Source organism: Bradyrhizobium sp. ORS 111 (genome assembly GCF_045571485.1).
Classification (GTDB): Bacteria; Pseudomonadota; Alphaproteobacteria; order Rhizobiales; family Xanthobacteraceae; genus Bradyrhizobium.
The window spans coordinates 4,343,241-4,357,149 of the sequence record NZ_CP120701.1 but is presented as its reverse complement, the minus strand read 5'-3'; the positions used below and the strand labels follow the sequence as shown (position 1 = coordinate 4,357,149).

Annotated in this window: 10 protein-coding genes; 4 read left to right on the top strand and 6 right to left on the bottom strand. The window is 64.5% G+C overall.

The features are described from left to right. Window positions 1-116 precede the first annotated feature (116 nt). Entirely contained in the window at window positions 117-3,872 is a 3,756-nt protein-coding gene (locus P6U30_RS20290; protein ID WP_407164711.1) for a vitamin B12-dependent ribonucleotide reductase, read from the bottom strand. Window positions 3,873-4,671: 799 nt separating this feature from the next. Between P6U30_RS20290 and P6U30_RS20285 the strand changes: the two genes are divergently transcribed. Continuing rightward, window positions 4,672-5,565, top strand: a complete 894-nt coding sequence (locus P6U30_RS20285; RefSeq protein WP_407164710.1) for a DMT family transporter — start codon at window positions 4,672-4,674, stop codon at window positions 5,563-5,565. Between the two features lie 158 nt (window positions 5,566-5,723). Here the strand turns inward: P6U30_RS20285 and P6U30_RS20280 are convergent, their stop codons facing one another. From P6U30_RS20280 to P6U30_RS20270, 3 genes are all read right to left on the bottom strand, one after another. Then, entirely contained in the window at window positions 5,724-7,961 is a 2,238-nt protein-coding gene (locus P6U30_RS20280) for a CHASE3 domain-containing protein (protein WP_407164709.1), read from the bottom strand. A 19-nt stretch (window positions 7,962-7,980) separates the two neighbouring features. Next, complete coding sequence (locus P6U30_RS20275; RefSeq protein WP_407164708.1) at window positions 7,981-8,385, bottom strand: response regulator; 405 nt, start codon at window positions 8,383-8,385, stop codon at window positions 7,981-7,983. Between the two features lie 379 nt (window positions 8,386-8,764). Next, window positions 8,765-9,355: a BA14K family protein gene (locus P6U30_RS20270; protein ID WP_407164707.1), complete on the bottom strand. Its 591-nt coding sequence runs from the start codon at window positions 9,353-9,355 to the stop codon at window positions 8,765-8,767. Window positions 9,356-9,620: 265 nt separating this feature from the next. Between P6U30_RS20270 and P6U30_RS20265 the strand changes: the two genes are divergently transcribed. Both P6U30_RS20265 and P6U30_RS20260 read left to right on the top strand, forming a co-directional pair. After that, complete coding sequence (locus P6U30_RS20265) at window positions 9,621-10,031, top strand: NADH:ubiquinone oxidoreductase subunit NDUFA12 (protein WP_407164706.1); 411 nt, start codon at window positions 9,621-9,623, stop codon at window positions 10,029-10,031. Window positions 10,032-10,533: 502 nt separating this feature from the next. After that, window positions 10,534-11,265, top strand: coding sequence for a DUF4396 domain-containing protein (locus P6U30_RS20260; RefSeq protein WP_407170495.1), 732 nt, complete (start codon window positions 10,534-10,536; stop codon window positions 11,263-11,265). Between the two features lie 59 nt (window positions 11,266-11,324). On the opposite strand, the gene P6U30_RS20255 is transcribed toward P6U30_RS20260, so the two are convergent. Beyond that, complete coding sequence (locus P6U30_RS20255; protein WP_407164705.1) at window positions 11,325-12,017, bottom strand: DJ-1/PfpI family protein; 693 nt, start codon at window positions 12,015-12,017, stop codon at window positions 11,325-11,327. Between the two features lie 112 nt (window positions 12,018-12,129). Here P6U30_RS20255 and P6U30_RS20250 point away from each other — a divergent pair, with 112 nt between their 5' ends. After that, window positions 12,130-13,068 (top strand): GlxA family transcriptional regulator, encoded by a 939-nt coding sequence (locus tag P6U30_RS20250; RefSeq protein ID WP_407164704.1) that lies wholly within the window; start codon window positions 12,130-12,132, stop codon window positions 13,066-13,068. 215 nt (window positions 13,069-13,283) lie between these two features. On the opposite strand, the gene P6U30_RS20245 is transcribed toward P6U30_RS20250, so the two are convergent. Continuing rightward, window positions 13,284-13,724: a hypothetical protein gene (locus P6U30_RS20245; protein ID WP_407146495.1), complete on the bottom strand. Its 441-nt coding sequence runs from the start codon at window positions 13,722-13,724 to the stop codon at window positions 13,284-13,286. Between the last annotated feature and the right edge of the window lie 185 nt (window positions 13,725-13,909).

Here is a 13,909-nt window from a genome sequence, read left to right as displayed (position 1 = left end):
CGACCGCCGGAAAACCTGTTTTCGGTCTTCGATGGGCACAGCTCCGGACTCTCTTTCGGGGCCGATCACTCGGGAAGTTTTGCCGGCGAAGGCGCAACAACAACAACTCCGAACTACTAACTGCACCCCGTCGTGCTGCCGCACGTATCACACTTCATACACGTCCCATTCCGCACCAGCGTGAAGTTGCCGCACTCCGAGCACATCTCGCCTTCGTAGCCTTTTGCCTTCGCTTCGGCACGGCGCTCGGCCTTGGTGGGGGTGACGGCGGCGGCTGAGCCCGGCTTGCTCCAGTTCAGGGCCTCGAGCTTTTCGGTCGGCGAGAGGTCGTGGCTTACTTCCTGCTTCAGGGCGACCGCGCCTTCGACGGTGTCCGAGGCCCCGCGCGGGGACAGCGCGGTGACGCGGTTGCCGGCGGGGGCATTGTCGGCGTTCTGGCTCACCGCGGTCGAGCCGCCGCGCATGATCACGAGGTTGTCGGTGCGCGAGCGGGTGAGGCCGCGCGACAGATACTTGGTGGCTTGTTGGGCGGGGGCCTCATCCGGCTCCTTGCCTTCCTCGACGCCCTTGCCGAGCGCGTCGAAGCCACTCTCGTTCGGATCGACATGGGCGAGGTCGAAGCGGCCCATGTAGCTCACCGCGAGCTCGCGGAAGACATAGTCGAGGATCGAGGTCGCGTACTTGATGCTGTCATTGCCCTGCACCGGGCCCGCCGGCTCGAAGCGGGTGAAGGTGAAGGCGTCGACATATTCCTCCAGCGGCACGCCGTATTGCAGGCCGAGCGAGACCGCGATCGCGAAGTTGTTGATGAAGGACCGCAGCGCCGCGCCTTCCTTGTGCATGTCGATGAAGATCTCGCCAAGCCGGCCATCGTCATATTCACCGGTGCGCAGGTACACCTTGTGACCGCCGACCACGGCCTTCTGGGTGTAGCCCTTGCGTCGATCGGGCATCTTCTCGCGCTCGCGCATCACCACGATGCGCTCGACCAGCTTCTCGACGATCTTCTCCGAGACCTGGGCGGCGCGCGCCGCCATCGGCTTCTCGTAGAGCGCCTCCACCGCATCGTCCTCGTCGTCATCATCGGCGATGAGCTGCGAGTTGAGCGGCTGCGACAGCTTGGAGCCGTCGCGGTAGAGCGCGTTGGCCTTCAGCGCGAGCTTCCAGGAGAGCAGGTAGGCGGACTTGCAGTCCTCCACCGTGGCGTCGTTCGGCATGTTGATGGTCTTCGAGATCGCGCCCGAGATGAACGGTTGCGACGCCGCCATCATGCGGATGTGGCTCTCGACCGAGAGGTAGCGCTTGCCGATCTTGCCGCAGGGGTTGGCGCAGTCGAATACCGGGTAGTGCTCCGCCTTCAGGTGCGGAGCGCCTTCCACAGTCATCGCGCCGCAGATGTGCACGTTGGCGGCGTCGATCTCGCGCCGGGTGAAGCCGACCGCCGAGAGCAGGTCGAAGCCGGGGGCCGCGATCGCTTCCGCGCCGATGCCGAGCTGGTCGCGGATGAAGTCCTCGCCGAAGGTCCACTTGTTGAAGGCGAACTTGATGTCGAACGCGGTCGGCAGCGCCTTCTCGACCTTGGCGATCGCTTCGTCGGTGAAGCCTTTTGCCTTCAGCGTCGAGGCATTGATTCCGGGCGCGTTGGACAGCGAGCCGTGGCCGACGGCGTAGGCCTCGATCTCCGCGATCTCGCTCTCGCGATAGCCGAGCGCGCGCAGCGCTGATGGCACCGCCTGGTTGATGATCTTGAAGTAGCCGCCGCCGGCGAGCTTCTTGAACTTCACCAGCGCGAAGTCGGGCTCGATGCCGGTGGTGTCGCAATCCATCACCAGGCCGATGGTGCCGGTCGGCGCCACCACCGTGGTCTGGGCATTGCGATAGCCATGCTGTTCGCCGAGCGCGAGCGCGTCGTCCCAGGCGTGCATCGCATGGATGACGATGTCGCCTTGCGGGCAGGAGGCGTGATCGAGCGGCACCGGGTTGACCGAGAGCGCCTCGTAACCGGAGGCGTTGCCGTGGGCGGCGCGGCGGTGGTTGCGGATCACGCGCAGCATGTGCTGAGCGTTCTTCTTGTAGCCGGGGAAGGTGCCGAGCTCGGCCGCCATCTCGGCCGAGGTCTTGTAGGCGATGCCGGTCATCACAGCGGTCAGCGCGCCGCACAGCGAGCGGCCTTCCTTCGAGTCATAGGGCAGGCCCATGGTCATCAAGAGGCCGCCGATATTGGCGAAGCCGAGGCCGAGGGTGCGAAATTCGTAAGAGAGCTCCGCAATCGCCTTCGACGGGAACTGGGCCATCATGACGGAGATTTCCAGCACGATGGTCCAGAGCCGGCAGAGGTGCTCGTAGGACTCGACGTCGAAGCGCTTGGTGGTGGTGTTGTAGAACGTCAGCAGGTTGGCGGAGGCGAGGTTGCACGCCGTGTCGTCCAGGAACATGTATTCCGAGCACGGATTGGAGGCGCGGATGTCGCCGGACGCCTTGCAGGTGTGCCAGTCGTTCATGGTGGTGTTGAAGTGCAGGCCGGGATCGGCGCTGGCCCAGGCGGCGTAGCCGATCTTATCCCAGAGATCGCGCGCCTTCAGCGTCTTCGTCACCTTCTTGGTGGTGCGGCCGATCAGATTCCACTCGCCGTCGGTCTCGACCGCGCGCAGGAAGTCGTCCTTCAGCGACACCGAGTTGTTGGAGTTCTGGCCGGAGACGGTGAGATAGGCCTCCGAATCCCAGTCGGTGTCGTAGGTGTCGAACTGGATCTCCTTGTAGCCCTGCTTGGCGAACTGGATCACCCGCTTGATGTAGTTGTCGGGCACCAGGTTGCGGCGGGCGAGCTTGATCTCGCGGCGGAGCGCCGGGTTCTTCTCCGGATCGAAGCAGTCGTCGCCCGAGCCTTCGCAGTTCACGCAGGCCTTCAGCACCGCCTTGAGGTGCTTCTGGTTGATCTTGGAGCCGGTGACGAGGGCGGCGACCTTCTGCTCCTCCTTCACCTTCCAGTCGATATAGGTCTCGATGTCGGGGTGATCGACGTCGACCACCACCATCTTGGCGGCGCGCCGGGTGGTGCCGCCGGACTTGATTGCGCCGGCGGCGCGGTCGCCGATCTTGAGGAAGCTCATCAGGCCGGACGAGCGGCCGCCGCCGGACAGGCGCTCGCCTTCGCCGCGCAGGCGCGAGAAGTTGGAGCCGGTGCCGGAGCCGTATTTGAACAGGCGCGCCTCACGCACCCAGAGGTCCATGATGCCGCCCTCGTTGACGAGGTCGTCCTCGATGCCCTGGATGAAGCAGGCGTGCGGCTGCGGATGCTCGTAGGCCGACTTCGATTTTGTGAGTTTGCCGGTCTTCCAATCCACGTAGTAGTGGCCCTGGCCGGGGCCATCGATGCCGTAGGCCCAGTGCAGGCCGGTGTTGAACCATTGCGGCGAGTTCGGCGCGACCATCTGCTTGGCGAGCTGGAAGCGCAGCTCGTCGAAGAAGGCGAGGGCATCTTCCTCCGAGGAGAAGTAGCCGCCCTTCCAGCCCCAATAGGTCCAGCAGCCGGCGAGGCGGTCGAACACCTGCTTGGCGGAGGTCTCCCCGACATAGCGCTCCTTCTCAGGGAGGAGGCTAAGCGCCTCGGTGTCGGGTACCGAGCGCCACAGCCAGGACGGCACGGTCTCTTCCTCGACCTTCTTCAGCCGCGCGGCGACGCCCGCTTTACGGAAATACTTCTGCGCCAGCACGTCGGAGGCGACCTGCGACCAGAACTCCGGCACTTCGACGTTCTCGGCCCGGAACACGACCGAGCCGTCGGGATTGCGGATCTCCGATGTGGTCAGCCTGAAATTGATCCCGGCATAGGGTGTTTGTCCGCTGGTGGTGTTGCGCCGATCGATTCGCATTGGTCGAGCCCCGTCTCTTCGTCTGCCGGTCCCGCGTTTCTCGCAGATTGCCGGTATGTTTATCCTTGAGCGAATTTCGGGACACGCACGCACGCCTCCCGCCATTCGCAGTTCAGCCGGTGGACCCGGCCTGTTCTCTCATCCGCAAGGCAGCCGGTTACCCGGCCCCGCGGTGGCATGGTCCGGGCGGGTCCCCAATCGGGGCCTTCCGGACATGCATTCAACGCCCCAACGCTTTCCACGCGACACGTCACGCGTACGCTTCTTGCGGGCCGGTTCCGGCCTCTTATTGCCGAGCCGTTTTGGCCCGTTTGGCGCTCCGGACCTGGCCCAAAATTCAGGGCAGACAAGCCCTTCACCCGCGGCCCTGAAGGCCTGGCGGAGTGGTCATTTTGGAACCCTTGTGGGAGCGACCGGCGGGGACCCAAACACACTCGCGCCGAACAGGTTGAAAGCTAGGCCAACTCTGTCTCGCCCGTCAAGGACTAGTACGAGTTTCTGAATCAAACACTAAATATGGTGGAAAGGTTGGGATAACAGGGGTCGGTGCCGCGCCTGTGATCGCGCCAACTATCGGTGAGTCCTGAAGGATTCCCAAGCCAAAAAATTCTCGTCCGGCTGTGGATCGGAGCTTCGCCCCGCTGTTCACAGGGGAACTATTTATTCGCGGCTCCGGATTGAATTTTGGGGACTCACGTAAGCCTACGGGCAAACTACGGATCAGGCATGTCAGGGGCGTGATGGTCGGGCGACAAAATCGCGGGCAAGGTGGCGCTGATTCACATCCCTGCCGGGTCTCATGACAGATTCGAAACCTTCCGCACGGACGCGCCTTGCGCCCGCCGGCCTGATGTTCCTCGCCGTCACCTCGGTGGGCTGGGGCTTCAATTGGCCCGTGACCAAATTCCTGCTCGGCGAGCTGCCGCCGCTGACGCTGCGCGGCTCGACCGGGGTGATCGGCGCCGCGCTGCTGGCGGTGCTGGCGCTGATCCGCGGACAGTCGCTGGCCGTCGAGGCGCGGCTGTGGCCGCGGCTCATGCTGTATGCCGTGCTCAACGTCACCGGCTGGATGGTGCTGATGGGGCTGGCGCTGCTGTGGCTGCCGGCGAGCGAGACCGCGCTGATCGCCTACACGATGCCGGTTTGGGCCTCGCTGCTCGCCTGGCCCGTGCTCGGCGAGCGGCCGACGCTCCTGCGTACCATTGCGCTCGCGATGGCGTTTGCCGGGCTGGCCGCGATCATGGGCGGCAACGGCCTCAGCACCAGCAAGGAGCAACTGCCCGGCATTATCATGGCGCTCGGCGGCGCCATCGGCTTTGCGCTCGGCACTGTGCTGGCGAAGAAATATCCGATCCTGATGCCGCCGATCCCGGCGGCGGCCTGGCAGATTGGTCTCGGCTGCCTGCCGATCACGATCGTCGGCCTGTTGATCGAGACCACGCATCTCGAGCGACTGACGACGGTCGGCTGGTGGCTCCTGGTCTATTCGACCGTGATCCAGTTCTGCATTGCCTATGTCTCGTGGTTTGCCGCGCTGGCGCGCCTGCCGGCCTCGGTGGCCGCGATCGGCACCATGGCGGTGCCCGTGATCGGCGTGGTGGCCTCAGCGATCGCGCTGCACGAGCCGCTTGGGCCGGCCCAGATCGCCGCGCTGCTGTTCACGCTGGTCGGCGTCGTGCTGGCGACGCGGTAGCGCTTCTCCCTCTCCCCGTGCTTACGGGGAGAGGGTAGGGGTGAGGGGCTCTCTCGGCGAGTTGCGCAAATTGTTGGAGCTGTACCCCCTCACCCGGATCGCAAGTGCGATCCGACCTCTCCCCGCAAGCGGGGAGAGGTAAGCAGGAGGTGCCCGCCTCACTCGCCGAGCGCCTGTTGCAGCATGCTGGCGAGCTGCGCCTTGCGATAGGGTTTTGCCAGCAGCAGCACGCCCTCGTCGAGGCGGCCGTGATGCACGATCGCGTTCTCGGTATAGCCGGAGGTGTAGAGCACCTTGATGCCGGGCCGGCGTTTGGCGACCTCGTCGGCGAGCTGCCGGCCATTCAGGCCGCCGGGCATGATGACGTCGGTGAACAGCAGATCGAATGTCTCGCCCTTGTCGACCAGCGCGAGCGCGGCGCGGCCGTCTGCGACGGCGATGGTCTTGTAGCCGAGGCTTGCGAGCTGCGCGCAGACGTAGTTGCGCACCAGCGCATCGTCCTCCACGACGAGGATGGTCTCGCTGCCGCGCGCGGGTGTCGTCGGGGCAGGGGCTTCGACCTCGACCTGGCCGCGCGCCGGCGGCAGATAGAGCTTGATCGTGGTGCCGTGGCCTTGCTCGCTGTAGATCTTGATGTGGCCGCCGGATTGCTTGACGAAGCCGTAGACCATGCTCATGCCGAGGCCAGACCCCTTGCCGACCTCCTTGGTGGTGAAGAACGGCTCGAACACCTTGTCCTGCACCGCCTGCGACATGCCGGTGCCGGTGTCGCTGACCGCAAGCAAGACATAGCGGCCGGGCGCGATGTCCGGATTGGCGGCAGCGTAAGCATCGTCGAGCACGATGTTGCTGGTCTCGAACAGCAGCTTGCCGCCATTGGGCATCGCGTCGCGGGCGTTGATCGCCATGTTGAGCAGCGAGTTCGAGAGCTGCGACGGATCGATGTGGACGCTGGCGACGTCGGGCGCGAGCACCTGGTCGATCTCGATCTGCTCGCCGAGGGTGGGCCGCAGCAGCTTGGCGATGTCGACCACGGTGGCGTTGACGTCGACGGTGCGCGGCTCCAGCGGCTGGCGGCGGGCGAAGGCGAGCAGATGCTGGATCAATTCGCGGCAGCGCTCGGCGGCGCGGTCGATCAGCTCGGCGGTCCGCGCGAGCTGAGGCTGGCTGCGCAGGCTCTCGACCAGCGTCTCGGTGGTGCCGGTGATGATCGTCAGCATGTTGTTGAAGTCGTGCGCGACGCCGCCGGTCAGCTTGCCGATGGCGTCGAGCTTCTGCGATTGCTGCAGCTTGTGCTCGGTTTCGCGCGAGGTGGTGATGTCGTGATAGACCAGCGCCGCGCCGGTGATCTGGCCGGCGGCATCGCGCAGCGGGTGGCCGGAGACCACCAGATGGACCTGGCCGTTGCCGCGCAGCGGACGCGCGATGAATTCGAGGCCGTCGAACTCCTCGCCACGTAACGCCCGGCTCGACGGCATGTCCTCGGCTTTCATCGGCGTGACGCCGTCGGCCTCGAACACCGTGCTCTGCGCCCGCAGGAGCTGGACCGTCTTGCCCGGCTTGTAGCGCAGCATCTTCTCGGCGGCCGGGTTGGAGAGCAGCACGGCGCCGGTGGTGTCGATCACCAGCACTGCCTCCGCCATGCTGCGGAAGGTGGTCTCCATCACCGCGGTGGAGCGGCGGACCTCCTCGAGGGCGGCGCCGAGATCCTTGGTGCGTTCGGCCACCTTGGCCTCCAGCGAAAGGTTGGTGGCTTGCGTCGCACTCAGGGAGTCCTGCAGTTGCCGGCGGGATCGTCGCGTCATCAGCGTCAGCGCGGTGGCAAGGAGCAGGATCAGTGCGATGCCGGCGAGATCGATTGCCAGCAGCACGCGTCCATTGGCCTTCGACTGCGCGCTGCGAGCCGTGAGCAGCCGACGCTCCTCGGTGACGATCCGCTCGAGCGCAGCGCCGATCTTGTCCATCTCGACGCGGCTCTCGCCGTCGGAGGTCAGCGCCGCGACGCCAGCGGTGTCGCCCGCATTGCGCAAGCGCATCAGCTCGGCGCCAAGCGCGATGCCGCGGTCAACCTGCACCTTCGCGTCCGCCAGCAGCTCAGTTTCGCCCGGATCGCCCTTCACCGCCGCGATCAGGTTGTCGAAGGCGGAGGTGAGGGCTGCGCTGGACTGGCGGTATTCGTCGGCGAACGACTGATCGCCTGTCAGCGCGTAGCCGCGCGCCGCGCTCTCGGCGCCGCGCAGCAACGGGCGGGTATCGGAGATCTGCTTGAGGATACCGAGGGTGCGCTCGACCGATTCGACCTCGTCATGCGACTTGACGTCCAGCCCGATCGACGCCGCGCTGATCACGAGGAGGATCGCAAGGCCGCTGCCGAGTATGAGACGCTGGGAAGCCATCGACCTTCGGTACAGAGGACTAATTTGAAAGACGCGCGGAGGGGGAGAACTTGGCAAGGCACTCGTTGACGGCGACGATCAGCGCCTGCGGCGTGAAAGGCTTGCGCAAGCAGGCGGACGCACCGAGCTCGATCGTCATCCGCAGGAAATCCGGTGCGCGATCGGCATTCGCGAACGCATAGCCGGACATCGCGATCACGGGGATCTCGGGGGCGCGCTCGTGGAAGATGCGGATCGCCTCGAAGCCGCGCATATGCGGCATGAAGACGTCGACGAGCATCACGTCGAAGATTGCATTTTCCAGCGCGCGCATGCCGGCCTCACCGCCATCGGCGACGGTGACCTCGAAGCCCTGGCGTTGCAGACAGACCTCGATGGCAACGCACACCATCGGGTCGTCATCGACCACGAGAACGCGCGGCACTAGCTATCCTCTCTGATGGGCTCTCGCGTGCCGGCGACTCGCTGGGCCCGTTTGCGGATTAAGGCGGAACGGAGACAGATAGTCTGTATCATAAAGTGCATATGCTGTTGCCTGACAAGCAGATTTCAAATCGGTCGCTTCACATCACCCGCATTTGTCTTCCGGCCGATTACAAACTCATGACTGCAGCTCGCAGCATGCACCGAACTTCGTCGCCCGGCTTCAGAAATCGTCGCTGCGCTTTGCAACTGCGCCGAGTGCGCGTGGAACTCGGTCGCGAGCGCTGGTTCTGCGGCGGTTGCGAACTGCGGTTCGGTTTGCGCGCATGAAAAAGGCGGCCCCAAGGCCGCCTTTTGACGATTGAGACGCGATATCAGGCTTAAGGGCAGGGGTGCCGCCGGCCGTCATAGCCGAGATAAGTGCCCGACGCAGGATCGTAGGACTTGTAACGCTGCGCGCAGTAGCTGGCATCGTCGCCACCCGGTGCCACCGCGACCGGGGCGCTGTCGTCGTAATAGCCGTAACCGTCGTCATAATAGCCGGGGCCGTAGTAGTAGCCCGGGCCGTAATAAGCGTTGGAAGCGATCGCGCCGCCGACCACCGCACCGGCAACCGCTCCAGGCCAGAAGCCGCCGCCGTGGTAGTGATGCCAGCCGCGGTTCCAACCTCCGCCACCGCTCCAGCCGCGGCCACCGCTCCAGCCGCCGCCGCCAACCCGCGGACCCGGTCCGACGCCTGCTCCGCCGCCGTCAACGCGCGGGCCTACGCCCCCGCCCGCAAGGCGCTGGCCCATGGCCGGGCCACCGCCGCCACCAGCGCCGATACGCGCGCCGCCGCCGCCGACACCGACCTGTCCGCCGCCACCACGGTCGTTCCGCACCAGCCCTTGCGCCGACGTTGCCGTCGGCACGACCAAGGGCAGCGCGAGCGTCAGCGCCGCAGCGGCGCTCAGAACCTTCAGATTGATCATTTTGAACTCCTCAAAACGGGACAATGTCCAACCTCTTCCTGGCTTGACGGTTCCCGCACCGCACATTGACAGTGCGTCACCTTTGCTTGTCAGGCAGCACATGTATGCCGCCTGAATGCGGGCGCTGCCTGCCGCGTCATTTGGCCGCCAAGGACGGTATCCCGACCCTGACCGCGGCTGCGGGTGCGCTGCGGCCGACCGCTGGACATTTGGGCATTCAGGTGGCATCAGAGCCCGACTGCCTCGAACTGACGACCGATCACGCATGAAACAATTCCTGCTGAAATTCTTCACCTGGTGGAACGGCCAGACCTTTGGCACGCAATTGTGGACCGCGCGCTTTGGCGAGCTGGTTGGTCAGGACGAGCAGGGCAACCGCTACTATCGCACCAAAGGCGGCAAGATCGACCCGACGTTGCACTTCGAACGTCGCTGGGTGGTCTACAACGGCTATGCCGAGGCGTCCCGCATCCCGGCGGGCTGGCACGGCTGGCTACACCACACCGTCGACGTCCCCCCGACCGAGCAGAACTATGCGGCGCGGGAGTGGGAGAAGCCGCATGTGCCGAACATGACGGGCACACCGCAGGCCTACCGCCCGTCCGGCTCGACCATGGCGAGCGGCCGTCGCCCCAAGGCGACCGGCGACTATCAGGCCTGGACCCCCGGAAGCTGATCATCCGGCACCGCCGTGTCGGGCGCATGCGCGAGAACGTCTCGCGTGCGGCGCATGCATGCCTGTGGACAATGGTAACAGCGGGGACAGGCCGGCGGATGCGCGCTTCTGCGCTTGCGTCAAGCCGGGGATCGCGGCTCAATAGGGTCATCTTACGGAGATGGGAAACCATCGCGTCGGATCGGGCTCCAGATCGCGACTGTCCCGATGAAGCAGCGGCCTCCGAGTAGGATGCGGCCGGGAGATAGGCCCCCGGTGCAGACGTCCTGAAATCGCCCGCTAATGTGAGGCCACCGTGAGACAGGAAGGGCCGCTTGGGAAACCAAGCGGCCTTTTTCTGTCGCTTCTGTTGCCGCGATCCCGGTCACGCTGGCGCCGTCATTGACCGTACGTTGAGCGTGTGGGCCGGTTCGAGCGATTGAAGCCGGCTCGATAGGAACTGCGGACACGATCAACCGTTCGCGTGACACCTTCACATTCCCGCATTGCGTTGGTGAACCCGCTGGCTCCTCTCTGGCTTCACGTCCTATCGATCGGCATGCTCGCGCTCGGCGTCGTTTGCGCCATCATCATCGCGATCGATGTGGCGCGTCATCCGCAGCATATGTGGATCATGGATGTCGTGTGGCCGGTCACGGCGCTGTTCGGGACGGTATGGATCGCGTGGCAATATTTCGCCTACGGCCGGCTCGCGACCCATGAGCTGGCTCGGCGAGCCCGGCAGCGCAATCAGGCTCCGTCCAACCGGAAGACACCATTCCCGATGATGGTCGCCAACGGCACTCTGCATTGTGGGAGCGGCTGCGTGCTCGGCGACCTCGTCGCCGAATGGTTGGCTTTTGCCGTGCCGGCGGTGGCAGTCGCATTCGGCTGGCACAGTCTCTTCGGCGAGAAGATGTTCGCGGTCTGGGTGTTCGATTTCCTGTTGGCCTACGGCTTTGGGATTCTGTTTCAGTACTTCACGATTGCGCCGATGCGAGGTCTTTCGCTCGGCAAGGGCCTCTGGGCGGCCATCAAGGCCGACACCATCTCGATCGCGGCATGGCAGGTCGGCATGTATGGTTTCATGGCGTTCGCCAGTTTCTATCTGTTCCGTCGCCTGCTCGGCATCGATCTCAAGGTCAACAGCTTCGAGTTCTGGTTCATGATGCAGATCGCTATGGTCTTCGGATTCGCTGCGTCCTATCCCGCCAATTGGCTGCTATTGAAGTCCGGCATCAAGGAGAAGATGTAGGCGCAGCGTCCTCGGCGCCGGCGTCGTTGAGCTTCGGGCGCGTCGCTCGGACTTTCCGATCATGCTTGCGCAAGCTGCGCGGCGGCGCGGCCCATCAACTCGCTGCGGCGCGCTTGCGACGGAGCAATTCGCTCTTTCATGAAGGCGAGCACCTCGGCGGGCGCAGTATCCGGCGAGCCGGCGTTGAACGGCGGCGCGGGGTTGTATTCGAGGCGAAGCTGGATTGCTTCCGCGGTCTTGCGGTCGACGAGTTCGGACACCAGCGTCAGCGCAAAATCGATGCCGGCGGTGACGCCGCCGCCGGTGAAGCGATTGCGGTCGACGCAGACGCGGGTCTTGGTCGGGATCGCGCCGAAGCCGGACAGGAAATCGATCGCGCTCCAATGCGTGGTGGCACGATAGCCCCTGAGCAGCCCGGCCGCGCCGAGCACCAGCGAACCCGTGCAGACCGAGGTGACGTATTTCGCGCCGCCGGCCTGCTTGCGCAGGAAGGCGAGCATCTCCTCGTCGCCGACCATGTCATCGGTACCCATGCCGCCGGGCACGCAGATCACGTCGAGCTGCGGGCAATCGGCAAAGGTCGTGGTCGGCGTCAGCACCATGACCGAATCGGTCGGGACGGGTTCGATGCGTTTCCAGATCAGATGCACTTTGACGCCGGGCACCGAGGAGAACACCTGCAGCGGACCGGTGAGGTCGAGCTGGGTCACCTTCGGGAACACGAGCAGTCCAATCTGCAAGGGCGCTGACATCGAAAGTCTCCAAATCGAGCTTGACCGCGCCACAATGCCATGATGCCATCCTGTCTGGAATGGCGTATTTCCCTCATTTTAGGACGTTTCGTCCATTCGCGAGGATTTGGTGATGATCGGCATCCTGATCTTTCCCGACTTCCAATTGCTCGATGCGGCGGGCCCGATCGCGGCATTCGAGATCGCTGCGCGCTTCGCCAGCAGCGCGCCGCAGATCAGGACGCTTGCGGCGAAGGCCGGACCGGTGCGCAGCTCATCCGGTGTCGAGATGCTTGCACGTGGCCTGAAGCCGTCCGGCGCGATCACGACGCTGATCATCGCGGGCGGCAACGGCGTGCGTACGCCGGCAACCTGTCCGACCACGCTGGCCTTCGTGCGGCGCATGGCGAGCCGCGGCATCCGCGTCGCCAGCGTCTGCTCGGGCGCCTATGTGCTTGCCGAGGCGGGCCTGCTCGATGGCCGGCGCGCCACCACGCATTGGCAACGCACGCCGCATTTCGTGAAGACCTATCCCAAGATCAAGCTCGAGCCCGACCAGATCTTCGTCCGCGACGGCAATATCTGGAGCTCGGCCGGCATCACCGCCGGCATAGACCTCGCGCTGGCGATGATCACCGAAGACTATGGCGACGAGGTCGCCCAGAACACGGCACGCCAACTCGTGCTGTATCATCGGCGCAGCGGCGGACAGTCGCAATTTTCCTCGCTGCTGGAATTGAAGGCGCCGAACGGCCGTTTTGGGCCGCTGCTCGCTTGGGCGCGCGAGAATCTCGACGCGCCGCTGACGGTCGAGGATCTCGCGGAGAAAGCCGGCATGAGCTCACGGCACTTCACTCGCGCCTTCATCGCGGAGACCGGCACCACGCCGTCGAAGGCGGTGGAGCGGCTGCGGATCGAGGTGGCACGGCAACGCGTGCAGTCGTCGGGCGAGGCCATCGAGCGCGTTGCCGAGATCACCGGCTTCCGCGATCCGGAGCGGATGCGCCGCGCCTTCATCCGCGCGTTCGGCCAGCCGCCGCAATCGCTGCGCCGCGCGGCGAGAGCGGGGTAGAGTCCGGAAGCGGCTGCGAGGGCTGGCGCGCAGCAATGACTTGCTGAGGGCATAAAAAGCCCCGCCGAAGCGGGGCAAGGTGTTTGAACGGCTTGGTATTGAATAGAACTAACGGTTCTGCCGCGCCGGAGCGGCGCAACCATTCACCAAATAAGATCAACTCCCACCGTCACGGAAAGCAGGATCGTGCTGTTCACACGACGGCGGTCGAAATATCACTGAGTCAATGTGTCGGCGGCGATCTTTTTCTTAAGCACCTCGCAGGTATCCCTGACCTCCGAGGTCATCAACGAGACGGCTTCGATCTGCAGGAAGAACCGCTTGCCCTGATCGCGATAACCTGCAGCGAACTCCTTGATCTCCGCGATCATGTCATGGACGCCGGCCACCATCGTCTCGCACTTCCTGGCGGCCAATTGCAGTTCTGTTCCAAGAGCCTCGATCTCTTTCACGGCCGCTTCGTATTCACGCACAACGGCCTCGGCCGAAAGCTTGCCAACCTCGTTGACGCCGTTGCGGTGCTCGACATAGTCCGGCATCGGTGAGAGGGGTCGAATGTTGCTGCGTGGTCGATGAGGGATCACCGCGCTGATTTCGCCATCCAACTGTTCCAACTCCAACGGCGCGCGGGTGAGGACTTCTGCATTAACATTCATGCGAAAGCTCCATAAGTTGTTACGGCAAAACGGAGTTTAGCAAAGTCAATGGATTTGTCTCGCTTTTCAACAACTTTGAAGTAAGGCGATTGTGCGCTGCAATACAGCTTCAGCAGATTCGTATATGGCACAGCGGGTTGAGAGGTGAACCGCTGGCCTCCAACCTGTGCGACGCACCTGCGCTG

Coding starts and splice junctions, on each gene's coding strand:
- P6U30_RS20250 (WP_407164704.1), top strand. CDS start 12,130: ATGATCGGCATCCTGATCTTTCCCGACTTCCAATTGCTCGATGCGGCG.
- P6U30_RS20270 (WP_407164707.1), bottom strand. CDS start 9,355: ATGATCAATCTGAAGGTTCTGAGCGCCGCTGCGGCGCTGACGCTCGCG.
- P6U30_RS20285 (WP_407164710.1), top strand. CDS start 4,672: ATGACAGATTCGAAACCTTCCGCACGGACGCGCCTTGCGCCCGCCGGC.
- P6U30_RS20280 (WP_407164709.1), bottom strand. CDS start 7,961: ATGGCTTCCCAGCGTCTCATACTCGGCAGCGGCCTTGCGATCCTCCTC.
- P6U30_RS20265 (WP_407164706.1), top strand. CDS start 9,621: ATGAAACAATTCCTGCTGAAATTCTTCACCTGGTGGAACGGCCAGACC.
- P6U30_RS20290 (WP_407164711.1), bottom strand. CDS start 3,872: ATGCGAATCGATCGGCGCAACACCACCAGCGGACAAACACCCTATGCC.
- P6U30_RS20255 (WP_407164705.1), bottom strand. CDS start 12,017: ATGTCAGCGCCCTTGCAGATTGGACTGCTCGTGTTCCCGAAGGTGACC.
- P6U30_RS20245 (WP_407146495.1), bottom strand. CDS start 13,724: ATGAATGTTAATGCAGAAGTCCTCACCCGCGCGCCGTTGGAGTTGGAA.